This window comes from uncultured Methanospirillum sp., assembly GCF_963668415.2.
In the GTDB taxonomy this organism is placed as follows: domain Archaea; phylum Halobacteriota; class Methanomicrobia; order Methanomicrobiales; family Methanospirillaceae; genus Methanospirillum.
The window spans coordinates 2692085-2713704 of sequence record NZ_CAXXDL010000001.1 but is presented as its reverse complement, the minus strand read 5'-3'; the positions used below and the strand labels follow the sequence as shown (position 1 = coordinate 2713704).

At 48.8% G+C, this 21620-nt stretch carries 24 protein-coding genes; 10 read left to right on the top strand and 14 right to left on the bottom strand.

From position 1 onward, the window contains the following. Window positions 1–47: 47 nt before the first annotated feature. The 9 genes from ACHZA2_RS12850 to ACHZA2_RS12810 all read right to left on the bottom strand — a co-directional run bounded on the left by ACHZA2_RS12850 (window position 48) and on the right by ACHZA2_RS12810 (window position 7290). Window positions 48–809, bottom strand: a complete 762-nt coding sequence (locus tag ACHZA2_RS12850; protein ID WP_319538438.1) for a tetratricopeptide repeat protein — start codon at window positions 807–809, stop codon at window positions 48–50. A 76-nt stretch (window positions 810–885) separates the two neighbouring features. Further along, window positions 886–1335: a nucleoside-diphosphate kinase gene (gene ndk, locus ACHZA2_RS12845; protein ID WP_319538439.1), complete on the bottom strand. Its 450-nt coding sequence runs from the start codon at window positions 1333–1335 to the stop codon at window positions 886–888. Window positions 1336–1338: 3 nt separating this feature from the next. Beyond that, the gene (locus tag ACHZA2_RS12840) at window positions 1339–1527 is read right to left on the bottom strand and encodes a 50S ribosomal protein L24e (RefSeq protein WP_394698571.1); all 189 of its coding nucleotides are present in this window, start codon (window positions 1525–1527) and stop codon (window positions 1339–1341) included. Window positions 1528–1535: 8 nt separating this feature from the next. Further along, on the bottom strand, window positions 1536–1742 hold the full coding sequence (locus ACHZA2_RS12835) for a 30S ribosomal protein S28e (RefSeq protein ID WP_109969143.1): 207 nt from the start codon (window positions 1740–1742) through the stop codon (window positions 1536–1538). A gap of 5 nt (window positions 1743–1747) precedes the next feature. Further along, entirely contained in the window at window positions 1748–2116 is a 369-nt protein-coding gene (gene rpl7ae, locus ACHZA2_RS12830; RefSeq protein WP_319538441.1) for a 50S ribosomal protein L7Ae, read from the bottom strand. 145 nt (window positions 2117–2261) lie between these two features. After that, window positions 2262–4385, bottom strand: coding sequence for a DUF2298 domain-containing protein (locus tag ACHZA2_RS12825; RefSeq protein WP_319580035.1), 2124 nt, complete (start codon window positions 4383–4385; stop codon window positions 2262–2264). Beyond that, a complete protein-coding gene (locus ACHZA2_RS12820) occupies window positions 4382–5353 on the bottom strand; it encodes a lysylphosphatidylglycerol synthase transmembrane domain-containing protein (RefSeq protein ID WP_319580034.1) in 972 nt (323 codons plus the stop codon). Before ACHZA2_RS12820 ends, ACHZA2_RS12825 begins: the two co-directional genes overlap by 4 nt. Then, the gene (locus tag ACHZA2_RS12815) at window positions 5343–6062 is read right to left on the bottom strand and encodes a glycosyltransferase (protein ID WP_319580033.1); all 720 of its coding nucleotides are present in this window, start codon (window positions 6060–6062) and stop codon (window positions 5343–5345) included. The genes ACHZA2_RS12820 and ACHZA2_RS12815 overlap by 11 nt, the downstream gene beginning before the upstream one ends. After that, window positions 6055–7290 carry an NAD(P)/FAD-dependent oxidoreductase gene (locus tag ACHZA2_RS12810; protein ID WP_319580032.1) on the bottom strand — a complete coding sequence of 412 codons (1236 nt, stop codon included), beginning with the start codon at window positions 7288–7290 and terminating at the stop codon, window positions 6055–6057. Before ACHZA2_RS12810 ends, ACHZA2_RS12815 begins: the two co-directional genes overlap by 8 nt. Window positions 7291–7420: 130 nt before the next feature. On the opposite strand from ACHZA2_RS12810, the gene ACHZA2_RS12805 reads away from it, so the two are divergent. Then, the gene (locus ACHZA2_RS12805; protein WP_319580031.1) at window positions 7421–8602 is read left to right on the top strand and encodes a tubulin/FtsZ family protein; all 1182 of its coding nucleotides are present in this window, start codon (window positions 7421–7423) and stop codon (window positions 8600–8602) included. A gap of 7 nt (window positions 8603–8609) precedes the next feature. Beyond that, on the top strand, window positions 8610–9827 hold the full coding sequence (locus ACHZA2_RS12800; RefSeq protein ID WP_319580030.1) for a hypothetical protein: 1218 nt from the start codon (window positions 8610–8612) through the stop codon (window positions 9825–9827). A 215-nt stretch (window positions 9828–10042) separates the two neighbouring features. Here ACHZA2_RS12800 and ACHZA2_RS12795 read toward each other — a convergent pair whose 3' ends face one another. The 4 genes from ACHZA2_RS12795 to tuf all read right to left on the bottom strand — a co-directional run bounded on the left by ACHZA2_RS12795 (window position 10043) and on the right by tuf (window position 14918). After that, entirely contained in the window at window positions 10043–11635 is a 1593-nt protein-coding gene (locus tag ACHZA2_RS12795; protein ID WP_319580029.1) for a flippase activity-associated protein Agl23, read from the bottom strand. Window positions 11636–11697: 62 nt separating this feature from the next. Beyond that, complete coding sequence (locus ACHZA2_RS12790; RefSeq protein ID WP_319580028.1) at window positions 11698–13287, bottom strand: flippase activity-associated protein Agl23; 1590 nt, start codon at window positions 13285–13287, stop codon at window positions 11698–11700. A gap of 18 nt (window positions 13288–13305) precedes the next feature. After that, complete coding sequence (gene rpsJ, locus ACHZA2_RS12785; RefSeq protein WP_109969135.1) at window positions 13306–13614, bottom strand: 30S ribosomal protein S10; 309 nt, start codon at window positions 13612–13614, stop codon at window positions 13306–13308. A 26-nt stretch (window positions 13615–13640) separates the two neighbouring features. Then, a complete protein-coding gene (gene tuf, locus ACHZA2_RS12780; RefSeq protein WP_319538449.1) occupies window positions 13641–14918 on the bottom strand; it encodes a translation elongation factor EF-1 subunit alpha in 1278 nt (425 codons plus the stop codon). Between the two features lie 317 nt (window positions 14919–15235). Between tuf and ACHZA2_RS12775 the strand changes: the two genes are divergently transcribed. Beyond that, window positions 15236–15421, top strand: a complete 186-nt coding sequence (locus tag ACHZA2_RS12775; RefSeq protein WP_394698570.1) for a hypothetical protein — start codon at window positions 15236–15238, stop codon at window positions 15419–15421. A 2-nt stretch (window positions 15422–15423) separates the two neighbouring features. Here the strand turns inward: ACHZA2_RS12775 and cobS are convergent, their stop codons facing one another. Continuing rightward, window positions 15424–16278 carry an adenosylcobinamide-GDP ribazoletransferase gene (gene cobS / locus ACHZA2_RS12770; protein ID WP_319580027.1) on the bottom strand — a complete coding sequence of 285 codons (855 nt, stop codon included), beginning with the start codon at window positions 16276–16278 and terminating at the stop codon, window positions 15424–15426. Between the two features lie 21 nt (window positions 16279–16299). Here cobS and cobT point away from each other — a divergent pair, with 21 nt between their 5' ends. Genes cobT through ACHZA2_RS12735 form a run of 7 tightly spaced genes read left to right on the top strand, consistent with a single transcriptional unit; the run spans window position 16300 to window position 21551 of the window. Further along, window positions 16300–17325: a nicotinate mononucleotide-dependent phosphoribosyltransferase CobT gene (gene cobT / locus ACHZA2_RS12765; protein WP_319580026.1), complete on the top strand. Its 1026-nt coding sequence runs from the start codon at window positions 16300–16302 to the stop codon at window positions 17323–17325. Window positions 17326–17348: 23 nt separating this feature from the next. Continuing rightward, window positions 17349–17903, top strand: coding sequence for a GMP synthase subunit A (locus ACHZA2_RS12760; RefSeq protein ID WP_319580025.1), 555 nt, complete (start codon window positions 17349–17351; stop codon window positions 17901–17903). Then, window positions 17900–18451: a YkgJ family cysteine cluster protein gene (locus tag ACHZA2_RS12755; RefSeq protein ID WP_319580024.1), complete on the top strand. Its 552-nt coding sequence runs from the start codon at window positions 17900–17902 to the stop codon at window positions 18449–18451. Before ACHZA2_RS12760 ends, ACHZA2_RS12755 begins: the two co-directional genes overlap by 4 nt. Next, entirely contained in the window at window positions 18444–19649 is a 1206-nt protein-coding gene (locus ACHZA2_RS12750; protein ID WP_319580023.1) for a TraB/GumN family protein, read from the top strand. Before ACHZA2_RS12755 ends, ACHZA2_RS12750 begins: the two co-directional genes overlap by 8 nt. Before the next feature lie 56 nt (window positions 19650–19705). Further along, window positions 19706–20293, top strand: coding sequence for a GNAT family protein (locus tag ACHZA2_RS12745; protein ID WP_319580022.1), 588 nt, complete (start codon window positions 19706–19708; stop codon window positions 20291–20293). Next, a complete protein-coding gene (locus ACHZA2_RS12740; protein ID WP_319580021.1) occupies window positions 20290–20970 on the top strand; it encodes a diphthine--ammonia ligase in 681 nt (226 codons plus the stop codon). The genes ACHZA2_RS12745 and ACHZA2_RS12740 overlap by 4 nt, the downstream gene beginning before the upstream one ends. After that, window positions 20967–21551, top strand: a complete 585-nt coding sequence (locus tag ACHZA2_RS12735) for a gamma-glutamyl-gamma-aminobutyrate hydrolase family protein (RefSeq protein ID WP_319580020.1) — start codon at window positions 20967–20969, stop codon at window positions 21549–21551. The genes ACHZA2_RS12740 and ACHZA2_RS12735 overlap by 4 nt, the downstream gene beginning before the upstream one ends. The last annotated feature ends 69 nt before the right edge of the window (window positions 21552–21620 follow it).

The window sequence follows — 21620 nt, the reverse complement described above, 5'->3', positions numbered from 1 at the left end:
AAGATCCGGGAAATGCCTTCCTCTATACTGATCAAAAAAATGAAACTTCAGGATGTAAACTGCATGGGAGTTTTGGGGATCTTCTTGCTGATGTCCTTCTCCTGTTCCTTATAGAGAAGATTTGCCTTATCAATCGCCACTTCAGCCTCTGCCTCTTTGCCCATAGCCTTTAGAACGGATGCTTTGTTGATCCAGTTCTCTGCATTTTGCGGATTGACAACGATAGCCTGTTCATATGAGTACAGCGCCGGTTCATACTGTTTTTTCATATTATATGCAAACCCGCGGGCACTCCAGACCTTCTCATTATTCTTATCGATGAGCAGAGCCTTGTCAAAATGTTGAACTGCCATGTCATACTGACCACGGCTTGAGAGTGCCATCCCACGATAATACCAGTATTCGGTGTTTCCGGGTTCTATCTCAATAGCTTTAAAGAACGATCTAACAGCCTCATCATAATCGCCCATCATATAACTGGTACGCCCTTTCCAGAACCAGGCCAGGGAATAGTTCCCATTCTGGCGAATAGCATCGGTAAACGCATCAATAGCATCCTTGTACCGTACCATCTCATACAATGACATACCTTTCAGGTAGTAGAGTTCACTATCATTTGGAGTGATGGCAATAGCCCGATCGTAGGCTGATATTGCCTCAGAGTATTTGCCATTCTGAAAATCCTTCTGCCCTTTCTCCTTCCACTCCCCTGTGCTCATGCATCCAGTAAGCAGGACAGACAGGAGCAGAATCAGCCAAGACAGAGCAACCGCACGGCAGATTCGTGGAGATGAACAGAAATAATTCATGGATACCAGGTACTCTCACTCATTTTGAACCGCAGCGCATATGAGCCTGACTCAGAGAGCCTGGCAAAAAAAGTGGTTATTCGTAAAGATACTGCTCGTCAATGCGGGTGTAGGATGCAAGTTCTTCAGGTTTGAAATGAATCGCGATCTCCCTGGCTGCAGTCTCTACTGAGTCTGAACCATGGATGACATTCATTCCGATCTCAAGAGCCAGATCACCACGAATGGTTCCGGGGGCTGCCCCGGCAGGATTCGTGGCACCGATCATATCTCTGCTGATCTTCACGATGTTCTTCCCTGAAAACACCATCAGGAAACAGGGTCCGCTGGTGATGTACGCCTTCAGACCTGGGAAGAACGGTTTCTGCACATGCTCTGCATAGTGCTCCATAACTCGGGCATCAGGAAGCCGTTCGAACTTTGCTGCCACGAGTTTGAATCCGCGGCGTTCAAAACGGGAGATGATCTCCCCGACAAGGCCACGCTGTACCCCGTCAGGTTTGACCATCAGGAACGTCTGTTCCATTGATTATCCCTTGCCCATCGCCTTGCGGCCGGCTGCAGTCCAGGAGACCCGGCGCGGAATACGCCCGAGTTTGTAGTTCTTCTGGCACTTGGTGCTGCAGAAGTAGAAGATTGACCCATCCTTTCGGACAAACATCTTCCCGGTTCCTGGCTCCATACCCTCACCACAAAACGAACAAACGTGTGATTGCATCACCGTTTTCACCTCCGTGAGAGTTTCTTTGCCTCACGCTCGGTCTCGAGGAGCATAAGGACATCCCCTTCTCGGATGGGGCCAACCGTGTTCCTGGTAATAATTCGACCCTTATTCGGGCCATCGAGAATCCGGCACTTGACCTGCATGGCTTCACCATGCATGCCCGTAGAGCCGATCACCTCGATCACTTCGGCGGGCGTTGCGTCAGACATGAGACTCACTCGGCCTTAAGCGCAGCAATCTGTCCTGCAATCTCGTCAACGATCTCCTTCGCCTTGCCGGGTTTTATGACGGCAGCAGCAGCAGAGCCGACCTCAAGCCCACATGCGGCTCCTATGTCGTTCTGTTTGGTGACGAAGATGTACGGAACCTTCTTCTCTTCACAGAGAGGACCAAGGTGCATCACGATCTCAGCCGGCTCAACGTCGCCACCGATAAGAACGAGCTGGGCGATCCCGCGCTCGACAGCCTTGGTGGCTTCGTTGGAGCCCTTCTTGATCTTGCCGGTTTCTCTGGCCGTTTCGACTGCCTCAAGTGCCTTGTTCTGAATTTCATCAGAAACTTCAAAGGTAACGTAGTTTGCCATATTAGACCTCATTCAGGAGAGCTTCGGTCTCTCCATCATCACTCATCAGTACATGACGAATGTGCCATACAAGTATGGGATCAGAGTCAATAAATGTTTTGAAAAGAGGAGAGTGAAATCAGCAGATCCTGTCGGGAATACCGGATCAGGCCAGACGGTATATCGTGACCGCACCCTGATGATACGCTGGTGAGAGACCGGCATCAGGGAGGGTGACATTGTAGCGTTCCTCTTCTGTCGGCCCCACGTACAGAAGATCGATGTGAAACATCTTCATGAGTTTCACACACCATGACGGATCTTCGTAGATTGTACGCACAACAGTTGTCCTTTGAGCATACCATCCAAGCGGGGTATTGTTACGCCACATTGATTCATGGAACGACCACCCGAGAAGTGCAGGTATTCCGGTGAATGCTGAAACCCGGGAGTAGTATCCATAGTCTCCCCCTTCAGCCTCAACAAGGGTAAGGTTTCCTTCCTGGGACCGAAGCCAGGTAACCGCTGCAAGGTCGTCCGGATGGGAGACTGAAAGCCAGGCAAGTCCATCAAGAGTCGGGGTATGCGGCCCTGCATGAGTGGCAGTGACCACTGCCGGAAGCAGAAGAAGGAGCAGAAGAATCAGCGGAACTGCACCCTCAACCATTCGTGCTGACCATGACTCACTGTTTATCAGAGGGAGGATGAGCCTTCCAAGCATTCCGGCAGTGGCAGCACTGAAGAGCAGCCAGGCGGTGATATAGAGTTTGAAGACGGTATTCATCCTGAAATACTGGTCGCCCATGTTATCCTTGAGATAGAGGATCTCACAGAAGACAAGGATCGCAAGACCTGCACCAGCCAGGAGATCGCAAGCCCCTTCACGCCTGACCAATACCGCACCAAGAAGGACTGCAGGTATCGCTGCTGCAACATATCCGGTTACCAGAAACGGCACAGCAATGACAAGAAGCCAGGGCGAACGCCTGAAGATGGGGAGGAGGGAAACCGCAAGTATAAGGATGAACCATCCGTTCACAAGCATAAATTCAGATATCGAAGTCGGCAGAGGAACTACTGCGATCCCCCCAATTCCCTGTGCTTTCATCATCAGATAATAGGGAAGATAACAGAGGACACCAATTACCGGCACCAACAGAAGGTAGAGAAGTGCCCCCCTTCCCTGGGAAAAATGTCTGATGATCGCTCTTCCGGACACAGGCTCTCTGACTTTCTTAACAAGTCTTCCTGCCAGAGAAGGAGAATGATCAGGCTCTGAACGAGAACCAGTTGAATTAATCAGCAGGATGGTTCCGGTGATGAGAACCAGAGGGGCCTGGATAAGGACATCCCAGGTGTTCGTGGGCGGGATTGAACCAAGTGTCAGACCAGACGAGAGGATCAGGACCAGCCGGGAAGCCGGCTGCATCTCCTTCCAGCAGGTTACAGCGAGAATGATGAGAAGAATCAGGGTTGTCTGTGGGAAGAAACCAAGCACATGCGCATGCACGTCACCAAAAATGAATGAAAACAGAGGATATTCATTTATGGTCCCGTCGATTACCCGGGTACTGTCCCAGAGGAGTTTACTCCATTCAGTCCCTGCCATGGCAAGATGAACAAAAGCAGGGTTCATTATGAAAAGCAGCACCACAGGGAGGAGGCGAAGACGGGGAAGGAGAAGATGACCGACCCCGTACATGTTGACGCCAGCAAGTGCAGCAATCGTTGGTAGTGCCATGGTGAAGAGGACCGGTGAAGGAACTCCTGATGTTAGACCCAGGGCGGCAAGCATCCAGTGCCCAAGATAGTAATAAACCGAGAGATCACCACCCGTAAACCAGGGATCAAGGGGCGGGATGACAGGCATGCGCATCATTGAAGAGATGAACCCATGATCCATGAACTTTTCAGCAGCACTGATATCAGGACTGTAGACGCGGAGCAACAGCATCGCCAGAAAGACGATGATGAAAAGGGCGTAATATCTCCATTCTGATGCAACAAACGAATGGTATCTGAAAATTTCACGAATTCCATTCTCCCGGCATGCCTGCAGACAGGTGTACCCCATACCAAGAAAGAAAGGGATCAATGCAAGTTGGACAGGAAGATGCACCAGGGCACTCCAGTAACTGAGGAGTGTATAGAGTAACAGTGAAAGACTGAATGCGAGAGGAACTGCCACCTTTTTAAAATAGGTCTGGAAAAACGGGACCAGCGAGAAGTGAAGGAAAAATATGAGGATTATCCATGCAAGGATCAGAGTGAAATCCCCGGGAGTAATCATACATCCTCATCCCCATTATCTGACAAACGGCGCTTGATGCTTGCCATCATCTCAGGGACAACCCAGTTTCCAAAGTAGAAGATCGATGCAACTCCACCGATTACTGTGATCAGGTTTTTGATGAGATGATCGATCACCGCAATTAGTGTCGCAGTCGCTGGGGCAACTCCTGACAACTCAAAAATAATAGCAAGAGAGGCCTCATAGGTCCCAAGGCCCCCGGGAGTTATCGGAACAGCTTTTACCAGATTCCCTGCCACAATCGCGAGCAGAACAACTGCTAGTGGAATCTCCTGATTAAACATCGCTGCAACCGAGACACAGATAATCGTATCCATGATCCAGATGGCAATCGATGAGAAGAAGAGCAGAAGAGCAGAGGAAGGGGTGAGGGAGGCTTCCTTTACCTCGGCAAGCATAGTCAGAATGTATCCGACGTACTTATTCTCTGAAGAAAAACGACCCATGAAGAGGAGAATGCCAAAGAACAATGCCCCAAGGATCAGGGGGATCGCAATCAGCGAGAGTGCCCATTCTGGAACATTGATAACAAAAAGGATCGAGATCAGACCCAGAAATGCAACTGTGATGATGTCAAACACCCGTTCGACAACAATCGAGGAGAGCCCTTGTGAAACAGTTGAATCATACTCGTGCCTCACAAGAATGATCCTAATTAGATCACCTAACCTTGCCGGAACGAGAAGATTGACAGTCTGTGAGAGATATATACAGGCAGTCGCAAAGAGCGTCGGCACAATCACGGTGAGTCTGGCAAGAATGATCTTATATCGCCATCCTCTTGAGAACCATGCAGCGACACAGATCAGTATAGCAGGAACGAGATACAAAGGATGCAGGTACTGAAGCGTTGCATTAAGATCACCCCAGACCCGCCAGAGCATTGCACCGATGATCCCGACAGCCAGAAGAAGTGAGAGCACGAGGGCGACAATTTTACGATACATGAAGTCTCCACCAGAGGTTCAATATTGAGCGACCCATCTTCCAGATATCCTGTGACTTGACCGTAGTTCCAGGCCCTTCCCGCCAGATAACCGGTATCTCTGCAATCTGATAGCCCTTTCTTTGTGCACAAACCAGCACTTCAGTATCCCAAAACCAGTGTGTATCCCGAATATCCGGCAGAAGTGATAGAAGACTCTCTTTTTTGAATGCCTTGAATCCGCACTGATGGTCCTTCAGTCTGCTTCTGAGAATAAATCGGACAAGCCAGTTGTATCCGCGGCTCTTGACCTCCCGGCCCAGGCTACGGGTGATATTGCTATCAGACAGAAGTCGCGATCCGGTCGCAACGTCTGCACCCTCGGCAACTGCCCTGATGAGCATGGGAAGGTATGACATATCTGTTGCAAGATCAACATCGAAGTAGCAGAAAATTTCTCCTTTTGCCTGTATGGCAGCAGTAGTCAGGGCAGACCCGCGTCCAAGCCGCTGGTCACGGTGCAGGTTAATAACCCGTGAGTCTTTTTCCTGCCATGAGGCAGCGCACTCAGCAGACCCATCTGTGCTAGCATCTTCAGCAATAATGATCTCAAACCCTGAACAAAACTCTTCCATCACCTTAAGGGTAAGAGGAATGGCATCCTGAAGGGCTGAAAGGTCATTATAGACAGGAATGACTACGGATACGAATGATTCAGTAATACTATTCACGGTTTTGGATACCCTCCACGACTCGCAGGGCTGCCTTCACAGAGCCTTCAATACTCCGCTCAGGGTAGTTCTCTGGTGAGAACATCCCTGCTAGGTACAGTCCTGGCACAGCCGGATTGGTAAGATTATTCATATATCCGGTAAGATACAGCGGACCGGCATCACGATCAATGGCAATCCGGCTCCAATGTACCTCTTTAGGATCTACAGAAAATTTTGTGCAGAAATCAGATAGCATCTTCTCCTGAAGAGAAGGATCAGGATCACCTGAGAAATAGGAGGCAAGATATACCAGATGTTCCCCGTACCACTCAAACGGGGCAAAATTTGTATGTGAAACCACAGCTCCATAAGGGGCAGGGTCAGTGATGTTCAGCCAGTAAATACCACCTGTCACATCACGGGAGAGCGCGAGGGTCAGACATGCTGCCCCCTGGTACGGAATTGATGGGATACCAGGCACGCCAAGATTCTGAAGAATACGGGGGCTGACTGTCCCGATCACCATATCAAAAAACTCACCGTTGATCTCCCAGCCAGGATCTGGTGATACACTCACCTGAACTACGGAGGTTACCGGAACCTCGGTCCGGATAACACACCCTTTATCTTGGGCAGCATCTGAAAGACGATCAATCAGGACAGAAAATCCGCCATTAATATACCCCAGCCGTTCACCTGCCACTCCACGATCAGATCTGATAGCCACACGACTGATGAGCCAGGCAGCAGATACAAGATCAGCATTCTGACCAAACTTAGATTTGAGAAGAGGCTCGAAAAATGAATGATATATTCGCTCACCCAGTTTAGAAATGATAAAATCGTGTGCTGTGATAGCATCAAGTGGAACCATATCCATATGCGATGCCTGTTTGGTAAAGAGCCCAAGCCTTGCCTTGTCTATGATGCTCAGATACGGATAGCGAAGGATTTCAAACGGGGTGGTCAGTGGGTGAATATCCCCATCCGTAAACGAGCCTGTGGACCCTGAAAGCCAGATAATTTCGTCTGAAAGTCCAAGTTCATCAAGCAGAGTCATCAGAGTTGTATCGCCGGAGAAGAAGTGATGATAGAACCGTTCGATAGTATACCGCTCATTCCTGTACGAAGAGAGCAGGCCGCCAAGTTCAGGTTCCTGCTCAAATATGACCACATCATATGCATCTGCGAGCGAGTACCCGGCGACAAGACCTGCAAGGCCTCCGCCTATGATGCCTATCCTCATCTGAAATCTCCGCTCATACTTCCTTAGTTAATCCCTTCGCGCTTATTGAAGAAGCTTTTTGAGTATATACACGTAAAATGTACGCAATATCAAGGTTCCAAATAATGTCAGGGCAACTGGTGTAACCACAATGAAAGTATTCTTTATCGGATTCGGTCAGGCAGGAGGCAAAATCGTTGACAAGTTCATCGAGTTTGACCAGAGAGCCTCGGGAGGAAGCTTCCGGGCAATTGCAGTCAATACTGCTCGTACTGATCTCATGGGACTTCAGAACCTCGAGTTTGAAGATCGGGTTCTTATCGGTCAGACAACTGTAAAAGGGCATGGAGTAGGAACAGACAACGATACCGGTGCCCAGATAACCTTCGATGAGATCGACATCGTGATGAATGCTATTGATCGGAAAGGGATCGGAGAGACAGAAGCGTTCATCATTGTTGCAGGCCTCGGAGGAGGTACCGGTTCCGGTGGTGCTCCTGTCCTCGCCAGGCACCTGAAGAAGATCTATACAGAACCAGTTTACGTATTAGCAATACTTCCTGCACCTGAAGAAGGCAGACTGTATTCATACAATGCAGCACGAAGCCTCGCCACCCTTGTAAAAGAAGCTGATAACGTAATCCTTTTTGATAATAGCGCATGGAAAAACGAGGGAGAAAGCATCAAAGGAGCCTTCGACCGGCTGAATGAGGAGATCGTTCGCAGGTTCGGACTTCTTTTCCGTGCCGGGGAGGTCGGATCCCTAGGCCATGTTGGTGAGATGGTGGTTGACTCCAGTGAGATCATCAACACACTCAAAGGCGGGGGTATAAGTTCAGTTGGATATGCCATCAGTGAGGTAGGAACTCAGACATCTGAACCAGAAAAGGGACTGCTCGGGCGGGTTTTACGCAGGAATCAGGTCGAGGAGCGACGTCCCGAGGACAAACTGATGGGCGAAGACCGAACTTCGCGCGTTCTTTCGCTGGTTCGGAGGGCAATGCTTGGACGGCTAACACTTCCTTGTGAATACTCCACAGCAAGCCGTGCCCTGGTACTGGTAGCCGGACCACCTGATGAACTGGATCGAAAGGGTATCGAGAAAGCAAAGAGTTGGGTCGAAGAGAACATCGCCGGTGTTGAGGTGAGGGGAGGAGACTTCCCTGCACAGAGCAGATTTGTTGCAGCAGTGGTTCTCCTTGCATCCATCGCTGATGCACCGCGTGTCACAAAACTCCTCGAAATTGCCAAGGAGACCAAAGCCACATCAGAACGGATTGATGAAGAGAACAAGATCAAACTCGATGAGAGTATCGAACCGTTGTTTGAATGAGATGCGCATGAAGACTGGAACACTCATAATTTCAGTGCTGGTCCTGCTTGGACTAGCAATCTCCCCGGTATTGGCGGGGGTTGATGTAGGATATGTCAATGTGAAACCTGCCGGAGATCTCGAATCTGGAAAGACAAATGTTACGGCTGATTTCCAGATTGATTTCATCTCAACCGCAGGAGAGACGTTTCCCAGTGATGAGAACATTCTGCTCTCCACCCAACTCGATAACCCTATCTGGAACTATGTTATTGTGCTTGATGGTGTAGAAAATCCCAGACCGGCGTCAAGCAAGAGCCAGTTGAGCCTCACCGGATGGGAACTTTCATACAAAGACAAGGAAGAGCAGGTAAAGGTCACACTCAAAGGAAATGCTCCCAAGGTCAACTCATCCAAGCAGATTGAAGTTGTGAGTATCAGTACTACAGGCGCTAACAGCAAGGTAAAAGAGCAGGTAAAAAATGTCTCCGCATTTGTTACAAATCCAAATGAGTTAACCGGAGACATCGGTTCGGTACAGACAAAGGTAAAAGCGTTACAGAACGAAATTGCCAAGTACAAGGCTGACGGCATTGATACCTCCAAGGCTGAGCAAAAGGTAAAAGATGCTAATACAGCCCTACAGACTGCAACAAAAGAGACCTTTGCCAATGCAAAGATCTACATGGATAATGCAGGGACGTATGTTCAGGATGGATATACATACCTGGACATGGGTATCTCACAGAAGATAATAGCCGACGCCAAAGAGGCAATTGACCGGACCGATGAGTGGATTACCTATTTCAAGGGAGATAAAAAGATGGAGACAGATCCACGGCTGGCTCCAATTATTACCAAGCGCGAATTTGCTGCAGAGTACGCATCAAATGCTCAGGAACTCTTTGAACAGGGCAAGTATACCGATGCAAAACAGAAAGCAGAAGATGCGTTTACCAAAGCCACAGAGGTCTTCAATGATACCCAGAACCTCAATAATGAGATTAACCAGACACCGGCAAGTTCAGGCCCTGACATAGGTGCTACAGTAGCATCAATACTCCCTAATGTTGCCATCGTTATCGTTATTATTGCAGTCATTGCAGGAGCTGTCTTATTTGTAAAAAGACGCGGCGGTGGAGGAGGTAAAGGTGGAAGTGGAAAAGGTGGTGGAGGATCATTCGGATGGAAGAAACGCTCCTCACCAAAAACAAAGAAGTCTCATCAGTATGATGAACTCTTCTAATATCTTTTAATACTGATATCTCTCTGTGTCATTATTCGCATATTTTTAAGATCAGATGATGAGCCTGGCATCGACAAACTATGTATCATAATAACAGAATATCCCGCTCCGAAAGTGATAATATCACATAAATAAGCAGAACTCATGAACGGACATAGACCTTTCCTGCTGCATTTCCATAGATAAAAAAAGTGGAAAGTAAGGTGCCGGTCAGGTTATTGAACAATGCTTGAGCCTGATTTTTCTTTTACAAAGACATCAAGATTGATGCTTCCAGTCTTGCCATCCCTGAAGAGATAGTACATAGGAACCCGATCCTTGTTATCATACCACGAGAACCAGTAACTGAGTTTATACTGCTTCTTCTCATATCCTGGCAAGTCAGGGTAACTTTCAGTATCATGGGTGATCACAAGATCAGGATGCTTTGATTCAAACACAGAAGGCTCGACCTTGTGTCCGTAGAAGGAGATCTTATCCCATTTGTCTCCACGATAATACCAAGGAAGAGGCCAATATGATTCAGTGGCAACCACAACAGAGTTTGAATTATCTATTAGTTTCATTACCTCCCGCATATCCTCGCTGTTCTGCACCTGAACCATAGGTTCATTGATATCAGCCGGTGTATAGCAGACATGCACCATCATAACACACAGGAAGACACAGGCAATACCAACTGCAATGAACTTGACACGCGACTGCACATCATAGGCTGCAAGCAGGATCATCGGAAAGAGCTGATGAATAATAAGCCAAGGAACTTTCTCACCAACATACCCGTAAAAGATCATGGAAAGGACTGTCCAGTACAGGGCAAGAAGAAAGAAAAACCGGGACCGATCTCCAATCCCAACATACGGTTTGAAGAATCCGCCACCACCAATCAACTGCTTCAGATATGAGGCAATCCCAATTCTCACTTCAGCGAATCCCTTCTCGCGGATTCCATATTGCCACACTGCTACTCCGGCAAGCAGGGCAATCGGTACCTCGTACAATCCCAGAATTAGGAGGTACCAGTATGGACCTCCACAAAGCCTGCATTGTCCATGTATGCCCATCCAGTGCTCAATAGCCTTGAAAGGTGCCTGAATGAACATTTCTGGATGAGTAAAGAAGGTGGTATAGCATGTTGCCCCGATAGCCACCATGATCAGGAGTCCTGCACCAAGATCCCTTCTCCATGTTAGGGGAAGGGCAATCCGTCCGTTAAGGATCATGAACAGGAAGAATGAACCAAATATCAGGAGAGTAAAGGGCATATCCTCCTTTAAGCTGAGTCCGCATGCCGCACACACTGCTGCACCGGCTGCATCCTGCCATCTTCCCTTATCAAAGTACATGAGAAGAAAAACGAGCAATGCCACCGTGAAGAAGAGTTGAAAGATGTCATGCCTCAGAAAGCGGGAGAAGTATACCATGCAGGGGGATATGGCAAAGAACAATGCCCCGACAAGGGCATGATTGCATTTTACCCATCCTTCCCGATATAATATCCAGAACAGAGGAATGATTGCTGCCCCGAACAACCCGGGAAGAAACCTGACAATCATGTCAGAATCCTTAAACAGCAGAAAAGCCGCTCCAGTCAGATAGTAAAGAAGAGGCCCGTGGTACATCGGATCATACAGGTACGTTCCCTTTGTGATCAGATCGTATGTAAACCAGGCATGGATCGCTTCGTCATGATGAAGAAGTTTTACTTCTGGGAGTATGATCCGAACCATAAGCCCGAGAAGGAAGATGAGGATAAATATCCTGAACGGAGAGAGTGAAAGACGATCTTTCAGACTGCAGGCACACATGTATATCTGATCATTCTAGACTGAAATAAAAAAACTCACCTGATGGTTTTCCGGGATTGAAACTAAAAAGAAGAGGAAAAGGATCGGTTTTTAGAGAATACATCAAGATAGGTGCTTAATTTAGTTCCATCGCGCATGAAGTACCAAGCAGGGAAATCCTTCTCCACCAAAGGCAGAGAGAAAGAGTAGTTATAGGCAACCACCTGTTTCTGGTACCCGGGAAGAGAACCTGAATCATATGAATTCGTACTGAGCATGATGACCAGATCGGGATCTTTCTGAAGGATCATGGCAGGAGCGGGTTTTTGCGCAAGGAGGGTGATTTTATTCCAGCCTTCTCCCCTGAAATACCAGGGAAGCGGCCAGTATGCATCTGTTGTCACCACTGACATGTTGGATACCGAGATGAGATCCATCACATGTTTAAGATCCTCACTGTTCTGCGTCTGAACAATGGGTTCATTGATATCAGCCGGGGTGTAGCAGACATGGAGGGTCATGACCAGGAGGAATGCACAGCCCAGCAGTCCCAAAATGATCTTTTTCCCGGATAGATCATACGATGCCAAAAGAATCAGGGGAAACAACTGATGAATCAGGAGCCAGGGAACCTTTTCCCCGACATACGCATAGAAGAGTAGTGAAAGCAAAGCCCAGTAGATCGCAAAGGTGAGCAGAAATGCTGATTTATTATCATTTGTCTGATGGTCGGCACCATGACTCTTCTTTATTTTTTGCAGATGTCGAGATGTTTCAGATTTCAGCTCGGAAAAACCGGCCTGTCTGATTCCCCAGTGCCAGAACCCAAGAACGGCAAGGATCAGGATCGGAAGTTCGTAGACAACCAGAAGCAGGAGATAATACCATGGAGCACCACAGATTCTGCACTCCCCCTGAACTCCCATCCAATGAGAGATAGCTTTCCCAGGAGCGAGCAGGATCATCTCCGGGTGAGAAAGAAATGTTGTGTAACAGAGCGTGCCAATACCAGCCATAACCAGTAATCCGACCACCAGATCACGCAACCATCTCTTTGGCAGCCGAATCCGGCCGGTCATGAGCATCAGCACAAAAAACGATGCAAAGATGAGGAGAGTTGCTGGCATATCTTCTTTCAGACAGAGACCACAGGCTGCTGATGCAGCAGCACAGGCAGCATACTGCCACTTGCCTTTGTCCAGATAGAGAAGTAAGCAGACTAGAAGACAGACAGTGAAGAAGAGTTGGAATATGTCATGGCGCAGAAACCGGGAGAAATATACCATGGAGGGGGAGAGTGCAAAAAAGAGGGACGCAAAGATGGCCTGATCTTTTTTGATCCACCCGTTCTGATGTAGCACCCAGAATAAAGGAATAATTGCTGCTCCGAAGATTGCCGGGAGCAGACGAGCGACAACATCTGATGCTCCGAACAGGAAAAATGCTGCACCTGTCAGGTAATAGAGCAGTGGGCCATGGTAGACGGGATCATACAGGTACGAACCGGTAGTGATCAGATTATACGTATACCATGCATGGATGGCTTCGTCATGATGAAAGAGTTTCAGATCTGGTGAGATACATCTGATGAGAAGGCCTACTAAAAAAACGAGAAGAATGATCCGCCCTGCGGAGGTGCGGTTATAGATATTGGAAATTACGTGCTTCAGCACGTTATGCACCAAAAAAAATCAGCTCTCGAGAACAATCTCGATACCGATATCTTTTGGTACCTGGGTGCGCATCAGCTGTCGCAGTGCACGCTCATCTGCATCGATATCAATGAGACGCTTGTGTACACGCATCTGCCAGCGGTCCCATGTTGCGGTACCTTCGCCGTCCGGGCTCTTCCGGATTGGAACAACGAGTTTTCTGGTAGGGAGCGGGATTGGTCCTGCGAGGTTTACGCCAGTGCGTTCTGCGATCTCACGAATCTTGTCGCATACCTCTTCGACTTTCTGGTAATCTGTTCCGGTGAGCCGGATACGGGCTTTCTGCATGATTAAACACACCCAAAAAATTAGGGTTAGCGGAATTGTTTCTTGACTACTTCAATACACATTCCGGCTGCAATGGTCTGACCCATATCACGTATGGCAAAGCGACCGAGCTGGGGGAATTCCTTTGCGCTTTCTACGCAGAAGGGTTTTGTTGGTTTGCACTTGATGACAGCTGCATCTCCTGCCTTCAGGAAGGTCGGATTCTCCTCAGAGGTCTGACCAGTCCGTGGGTCGAGCTTCTTGACGAGCTCAATGAAGGTGCATGCAACCTGTGCAGTGTGGCAGTGGAAAACCGGAGTGTATCCTGCGGTGATTGCGCTTGGGTGCTGAAGAACGACGATCTGTGCAGAGAATTCTTCTGCAACTGATGGTGGAACATCAGCGGCACCGCATACATCACCACGGCGGACATCGTCCTTACCGATACCACGAACGTTGAAACCGATGTTGTCACCGGGCAGTGCCTGTGGCTGCTCTTCATGGTGCATCTCAATGGATTTGCATTCTCCACCCTTGTTTGCTGGCATGAAGACGACGTTCATACCCTTCTTAAGGATACCGGTCTCAACACGGCCGACTGGAACAGTCCCAATACCGGAGATTGAGTATGCATCCTGAATTGGAATACGAAGTGGCTTGTCGGTTGGTTTCTCCGGGACTTCAAGTTCATCAAGAAGTGAGAAGAGTGTCTTCCCCTTGTACCAGGGCATCTTGTCGCTGATCTTGGTGATGTTGTCGCCTTCGAATGCACTGATTGGGATGAACTTGACGCTGTCAGGGTTGGTTCCGACCATCTTGAGGAGGTTACCAACATCAATCTTGACCTGGTTGAACCGTGCCTCATCGTAGTTGGATGCATCCATCTTGTTGACACCGATGATGAGTTGTTTGATACCAAGGGTCTTTGCAAGGAAAACGTGCTCCTTGGTCTGCTCCATAACACCATCAGGTGCTGCAACGATGATGATTGCTGCATCAGCCTGTGATGCACCGGTGATCATGTTCTTGACGAAGTCACGGTGTCCCGGACAGTCCACGACGGTGAAGTAGTACTTGTCGGTGTCGAACCTCTTGTGAGCGATATCGATGGTGATACCACGCTCACGCTCTTCCTTGAGGTTGTCCATAACCCATGCAAATGCAAAGGATCCTTTTCCCTTTGACTCTGCTTCTTTCTTGTACTGCTCGATGATATGCGCAGGAACTGCTCCTGCTTCGTACATAAGACGTCCAACGGTAGTAGACTTGCCGTGGTCAATGTGGCCGATGACCGCGAGGTTAATGTGTGGCTTCTCAGCTGCCATAGTATAGTATCCTCCAATACCTCCGCAAATATCAGATCTGCCTAACACAGTCCATTTATGCGAGTATTACATATTTGATAGAAGTTCTTTTTAATAGTTTTCATGCCCATCCATTCCTTTTCTAGGACACCGATTAGGATTCGGAGCCCGGTGGACGAACTGATAAATACTGATCCTGAGGATAGATATCCAATATCATGAAATCTCTCCCAATACTCCGAGAATTATCCTGCGATAAGGTTCAGGTTGAATGCGCTTCAGGAAAACTCGCTGTGCATACCAGATGTGGATTGTGCATACATTGTAAAGGGGTCAAAGTGGGAGCGCGGATTATGCCCTCTCCATATGATATAATTGCAGGACAGATCCGAACCGGCGTTATGCCACCTGAGGCGCTGATGGAAGCAGCGATGCAGTTCAACACCCTCGTCAGGGATGGAACTGAGATCACCTGTGATGATGATGCCAATACAGGTTACACCCCCCGTTTCAGATCCAAATAAAATCAAAGCAAAATATCCATCAGGGACGGTGCGGATACAGCCGAGGTACAGGCGAGAACAGCCAGCACCCCTGCACGGGTGATCTCTCCGCCTGCACCAGTGACATCACCATTTACTCCTCCAAAAAGCCGGGTTGAAAGGGTGATGAGTATAGCAGGCACTACAATTATTACCGCAACCATAAGCCCGATTGATATAATAGAAACCGGCAGAAGGAGAAGCGGGAGAAGAAGAAGAGTGGATGGTATGGCATACCACGGAGAAGTGTACTTGTGCAGCATGGCATGAAGTCCTTCATGAAACGGTCTGCCAAAGATCGTCATGATCACCATAGTATATTTTCCCGCAACTTCTGCAAGGATAATTGCAATAAATGCCAGATGTAGTGAAGCAAGGGAACCCCAGGAGAGCAGGGTTACCATAAGCCCAAGGGCTATCCCACCAGTGCCTATCGTCCGGTCGGTAAGGGCACGAACCCTGATCTCACGGTTTCCATGTGCCATCAACCCGTCTCCGAGATCCAGAAGACCGTCCAGATGGTTGCAACCCGTGACAAAGAGCAGAACGGCAAGTCCTATTCCTGCTGCTACAAGCGGAGGAGCAGGAATAAGAAAAAGAACCACACCTGCAATCCCCCCGGTGACATACCCGGCAAGCGGATAGATCCAGACATTCCGGGAGAATGCCTCAAACGGTGCCATTCTTCCAAGAGGAAGGATTGTTGTAAACTGGAGAAGGGCTATGACCGGGTTCAGGGGATTCATAATTAGGTACATATCACTTCTGACAGGAATAGAAGTACCTGACTGCATCTGGGTGATCCAGACAGACCTCTTCAAGGAGGCAGATTCATGCATCAATGATGCCAACCGGTGAGTATGACTCTCCTCTCCAGATCTCACACTCACATTCCGAAATCGCCCCTTTTCTGTGGTGTTCTTGCAAATACTCTTCTTTCAACAGTCCCCGGCCTTTCAGGTACCGGTCCGAATCCACAGGGATCCCTCATGGTTCCAAACCTGGATGCTGAACTCATCATACAGGGCAAGATCACCAGTTGCGATGCAACGCCCAACACAGGGACGGGATGCCCGACCCCTGCTTCCATCACCAGATCCATGGCAGAATTGGCAGGATTTCCTGTCCTTTTCATTAATGCCGGCCTTGCCCATCAGCCAGATGTTCCCTGCCTTGATTTCTACTCATCACCCGGACAGGACCCCAGAAAGGAACCTGCAGTGCCTGATGCACAACGATTGTATACCAATGGACAATGGGCAGGAAGATTCTTCTCAGAAACGTATGACACACTGGTGATCGGAGAATGTGTCCCTGGAGGGACCACAACAGCACTCTGTATCCTTCGTGCATGCGGGTATCAGGCACATGTCAGCAGTGCTGCAACTAAGAGCCCAAAAGAACTCAAAGAGGAGATCGTAACTGTTGCCCTCCAGCGCATCAAGGCTTTAGGGACAAAAAATCCTCTTGACCTCATTAGAGAAGTGGGTGATCCAATGATGGCGGTTGTTGCGGGAATTGCAAGCACCTATACAGGTACACTCTTTCTCGCCGGTGGAACCCAGATGCTGGCAGTTGCTGCTATCCTAATGGCACTGGGCATGCCGGCTCCAGAAGTGGTAACCACAGTATATGTCTGTGACGATAAGGATGCAAACTGCATTGATCTTGCTGCGCAGATTGGAGCCCCTCTCACCATCGTCGATCCTGATTTCGGGGCAATTGGGCACTCAGGACTGGTACGATACTGTATTGGAGAGGTGAAAGAAGGGATGGGAGCAGGAGGAGCAATATTTCTAGCCCACCTGATGGGCCATCAGTTTCCTGAGATCAAGGAGTCGATCCTCAGATTTGTCACAACCTACTGTCCCTCAAAACCTTTGTAGTCAGCACGCCAACATTTGGGGAGATGCTCCCCATCGCTGTGGTTAATAATCATGGTCAGTTTAACCATCTGATCTCACGGGCTCTCAGGGATCTTGATATTGAATCGATCCTGATTCCAAATACCACTCCCCCTGATGATGTTGCAACCGGATACCGGGGTATCATCCTCGGCGGAGGGCCGGATATCGGTCGTGCAGGCAGATCCGCAGAATATCTGGACCTGCAACTTCCTGTGCTCGGGATCTGCCTCGGGCTCCATATCATCGCAATTAAGTTCGGAGGAGAAGTAAAACCCGGACGTATGGGCGGATATGGTGCCGTTACTGTCTCAGTGGTTGACCAGGATGCTATTCTCCAGGGGTATCCTGATACCATTCAGGTCTGGGCATCCCATGCCGATGAGGTGATCACCGCTCCACCTGGATTTGCTAAGCTGGCTACATCTGACATCTGTGGAAATGAAGCAATAAGGCACCAGGATCTTCCCATCTTCGGGGTGCAGTGGCACCCGGAGGTCAGCCATACCTTTGAAGGGTATCGTGTGTTTGAAAATTTTGAAAAGCTCTGTCAGGGTTGAGCAGAATTTCTGACCAGCAGTTATACTCAGAGATCGGGAGAACTGACTTCACCTGTATCAGGTGTGGTGCATGCTGCAGGGAGACTGAACCGGGATCAAATCTTGTTCTGGTAAGCCCGGGAGAGGTGAGAACGATCATGGCTGCCACTTCGCTCACATTCGATGAGGTTGCAGAACCATACCCGGACCAGATTCATGAGGGTGATCGAAAGTATACCCTCGGATGGGCACTCAAGCGTGAAGGTGACAGATGCAGGTTTCTTGGTGAAGGAGGCTGCTTGATCTACCAATCCCGCCCCTGGATATGCCGGACATATCCATTTATGATCAATAATGGGAGCCTGATAACATCCCCCTGTAATGGAATAGGAACCAGTGCAGGTGAAGAGCCGATGGTCATAAACCAGATGATACAGGACCTGATAGACCGGCAGCGAGCAGAAACAGCAGAAGAAGAGCGTATTTCAGAAGTCCTTACCCGGGTGAAGATCCCAGATGGAAAACTGGTGGTTATCGATGGAGAAGGAATGAGGATAATGAATGGGTGAGATCAGGATTATTGGGACAGCACATGTCTCACAGAAGAGCGTTGATGAAGTAGTCGAGGCAATTGGGGAATGGAACCCGGACGTTGTCGCCATAGAACTTGATCAGGGAAGATACAACGGACTAAAACAGCAGCAGCAGAATCCGGACATCGAAGAGATACTTCATGCCCAAAATTTTAACCAACTACTGATCCAGTGGGTTCTCGCATATATTCAGAGAAAAATCGGAATGGATGTGGGAGTGGAGCCCGGCGCTGAGATGAAAGCAGCCATCACTGAAACTGAAGGGAGAGGAATTGAACTCGCCCTGATCGATCGTGACATCAGAGTGACACTTCACCGGTTCTGGGCTTCCATGTCGATACTTGAAAAACTCAAGATGTTTTATTCCCTTGCAGGCTCCCTCGTGGTCGCAGATAATGCAAGTGAGATGATCGACATTGAAGAACTTAAGAAAGAGGACTTTGTCACAGTGGCGATGGAAGAGTTCCACAAATTCTCCCCACGTGGGGCGTATGCCTTAATATCTGAACGGGATGCCTACATGTCCTATCATCTGATACAACTTGGGCAGACCCATGAAAGGGTACTTGCAGTGGTAGGAGCGGGCCACCGCAAGGGCATCGATGGATTCCTCAAAGACCCGAAGTCACTCCCGCCGATGCCAGGTCTCGTGGAGAAGATCAAAACACGGCCATGGGGGAAGATTTTTGCTGCAGCAGTGATGGTTGTCTTTGCCCTGATCATCCTGGCCATTATCTTCTCAGGAGTCGGGACCGATGTGCTCATCCTGGCTCTTATATACTGGGTGATCATTCATGGAATTCCGACAATGGTTTGTACCCTTCTTGCAGGCGGGCATCCCCTCTCGGCACTGACCGGATTTCTCATCTCACCAATCTCTGCACTACACCCACTCATCGCAGCTGGATGGTTCTCTGCAATTGTTGAGGCAAAGATCAGAAAACCCCGTCCATCTGATGTGAAGAAGATATTTTCAGCAGAATCATTTGCAGAGATGCGGAAGATTCCCCTCTTCAAAGTTGTGCTGGTCGCAGCTCTTGCAAACGTCGGAAGTAGCATCGGAACCTTTGCCTACTTTATCTTCATCTTCCCTATCCTCGGGATAGACCCAAGTGTGCTCCTCTCCACCGGATTTGAAAACATGATTCATACGATCACAAACCTTTTCACCTGATGCAAGTTTGTAAGCGAACAAATGATGATCCATCCCCCACCTCTTTTTCAGAAAAAATGAAGGATTACCCTGTTCTGCAGACTGGTAGACTTATTTTAAGGCAGTTCTTTTTTGAAGAGGCTTGCATAGTAAGGGAACTTGCCGGTTCTGCAGAGGTTGCCCATGGCTGCATCCATATACCCCACCCTTATGGAATCAGTCTGGCAGAGATCTGGATTGCATGTCATGAAACATGGTATGCCGAAGGCTCGCAACTCGTCTTTGCAGTTACAAGGAAAGAAGACGGATGGATCATCGGGGCGATAGGCCTCACATTTGAACAGGAACATGCCCGGGCCGAGATCGGATACTGGATTGGACTCCCATTCTGGAACTGTGGGTATGTAACCGAAGCAGCAGCAGCAGTCATGACATATGCATTTGATGAGCTCCTCATACACCGTATCACTGCTTTACATTTTGTGAGAAACGCGGCATCAGGGAGAGTACTGGAGAAACTAGGGATGCACCAGGAAGGGCTACTCAGAGAACATCTTCTAAAAGACGGTGTCTGGGAGGATGTAATTATCAGAGCCATACTTCGTAGCGAGTGGGGTAACTCTTTGAAACAAGGGATAACCTTGCATTCGGGTGGTGCGGTATGAGACTCGCTGTACTCCTGTCAGGTGGAAAGGATTCCATTTACTCATGCTGGAGAGCGATGCAGTCAGGTGATGTCGTCTGTTTTGTCACGATACGATCCTGCAACACTGACAGTTACATGTTTCACACCCCGAACATTGATCTGACCCGTCTCCAGGCAGAAGCAGCAGGTATTCCGTTGATCGAATGGCAGACAGCAGGAGAGGAAGAGGCAGAGCTCGATGATCTGAGGGCGGCTTTACATGAAGCTATCAACAGGTATGCAATTGAAGGGGTTGTCTCCGGTGCCATTCAGTCAGTGTACCAGGCTTCACGTGTCCAGCGGATCTGTCTGGAACTAGGGCTCTGGTCATTTAACCCACTCTGGCTCTGTGAACAGGAGGAATACCTGAACGAACTGATTGAAAACCGATTTGAGATAATTATCGCAGGAATCTTCTCTGCACCGTTTAATGAGACCTGGCTTGGACGAAGGATCGATCCTGAATTCGTGAACAGGCTACTTTCAATCAGGAGCAAGTACGACATCTCTCTCACCGGAGAAGGGGGAGAGTATGAGAGTTTTGTCTGTGATGCCCCCTTCTTCACCCGTCGTATCGTGATCACCAGATCAGAGATGACATACAAAAATCATAACGGAAGATTCCTGATCACCGGTGCTGAACTGGAGGACAAATGATCGCGATACTTGACTGTACAAATCAGGATCTTCCTCTGCTCAAACGCGAATTTGTTAACCCGATAGAATCGGTCGTACAGAAAACTGCTCACCATTCAGTAGTTCTCCCGCTTAATTCACACGAAATGCCGGGCGACCTGAAGGGAGTAATTCTGACCGGCACTGCACTCATGGATAATCGGTATCTTACCATCGGACTCCCTGAATGGCTGCAAGAATGGGCCGGGCCGGTACTGGGGATTTGTGCGGGCATGCAGCTGATGGCACTCACATGCGGAGGAAGACTTGTTCCATCAGAAGCGATTGGGATGACAGAAATACGGTGCATTGGTGCTGATCGAATACTAGAGGGGAGGGAGCAGTTCACCGGATGGGAACTGCACAGGTCAGGGGTTGAAGTCAACGGGACCGTAACGGTTCTTGCCAGGTCTTCATCTGGTATTCAGATGATTCGGGCAAACGATCGGCCGTGGTATGGCCTCCTCTTTCACCCAGAGGTGAGAAATGAATGGCTGATCACGAACTTTCTGGACATATGTGACGAACAGGAATCACCAGAAGATCGTTGTTCTGAATTCTGACTCATTCCAACAGCCAGATTATATCATCCAGAAGAGCCAGATATTAACCAGTTTCAACAGCCCGTATCA

Coding starts and splice junctions, on each gene's coding strand:
- ACHZA2_RS12850 (WP_319538438.1), bottom strand. CDS start 809: ATGAATTATTTCTGTTCATCTCCACGAATCTGCCGTGCGGTTGCTCTG.
- ndk (WP_319538439.1), bottom strand. CDS start 1,335: ATGGAACAGACGTTCCTGATGGTCAAACCTGACGGGGTACAGCGTGGC.
- ACHZA2_RS12840 (WP_394698571.1), bottom strand. CDS start 1,527: ATGCAATCACACGTTTGTTCGTTTTGTGGTGAGGGTATGGAGCCAGGA.
- ACHZA2_RS12835 (WP_109969143.1), bottom strand. CDS start 1,742: ATGTCTGACGCAACGCCCGCCGAAGTGATCGAGGTGATCGGCTCTACG.
- rpl7ae (WP_319538441.1), bottom strand. CDS start 2,116: ATGGCAAACTACGTTACCTTTGAAGTTTCTGATGAAATTCAGAACAAG.
- ACHZA2_RS12825 (WP_319580035.1), bottom strand. CDS start 4,385: ATGATTACTCCCGGGGATTTCACTCTGATCCTTGCATGGATAATCCTC.
- ACHZA2_RS12820 (WP_319580034.1), bottom strand. CDS start 5,353: ATGTATCGTAAAATTGTCGCCCTCGTGCTCTCACTTCTTCTGGCTGTC.
- ACHZA2_RS12810 (WP_319580032.1), bottom strand. CDS start 7,290: ATGAGGATAGGCATCATAGGCGGAGGCCTTGCAGGTCTTGTCGCCGGG.
- ACHZA2_RS12805 (WP_319580031.1), top strand. CDS start 7,421: ATGAAAGTATTCTTTATCGGATTCGGTCAGGCAGGAGGCAAAATCGTT.
- ACHZA2_RS12800 (WP_319580030.1), top strand. CDS start 8,610: ATGAAGACTGGAACACTCATAATTTCAGTGCTGGTCCTGCTTGGACTA.
- ACHZA2_RS12795 (WP_319580029.1), bottom strand. CDS start 11,635: ATGTGTGCCTGCAGTCTGAAAGATCGTCTTTCACTCTCTCCGTTCAGG.
- rpsJ (WP_109969135.1), bottom strand. CDS start 13,614: ATGCAGAAAGCCCGTATCCGGCTCACCGGAACAGATTACCAGAAAGTC.
- tuf (WP_319538449.1), bottom strand. CDS start 14,918: ATGGCAGCTGAGAAGCCACACATTAACCTCGCGGTCATCGGCCACATT.
- cobS (WP_319580027.1), bottom strand. CDS start 16,278: ATGCATGAATCTGCCTCCTTGAAGAGGTCTGTCTGGATCACCCAGATG.
- cobT (WP_319580026.1), top strand. CDS start 16,300: ATGACTCTCCTCTCCAGATCTCACACTCACATTCCGAAATCGCCCCTT.
- ACHZA2_RS12760 (WP_319580025.1), top strand. CDS start 17,349: ATGCTCCCCATCGCTGTGGTTAATAATCATGGTCAGTTTAACCATCTG.
- ACHZA2_RS12750 (WP_319580023.1), top strand. CDS start 18,444: ATGGGTGAGATCAGGATTATTGGGACAGCACATGTCTCACAGAAGAGC.
- ACHZA2_RS12745 (WP_319580022.1), top strand. CDS start 19,706: ATGAAGGATTACCCTGTTCTGCAGACTGGTAGACTTATTTTAAGGCAG.
- ACHZA2_RS12740 (WP_319580021.1), top strand. CDS start 20,290: ATGAGACTCGCTGTACTCCTGTCAGGTGGAAAGGATTCCATTTACTCA.
- ACHZA2_RS12735 (WP_319580020.1), top strand. CDS start 20,967: ATGATCGCGATACTTGACTGTACAAATCAGGATCTTCCTCTGCTCAAA.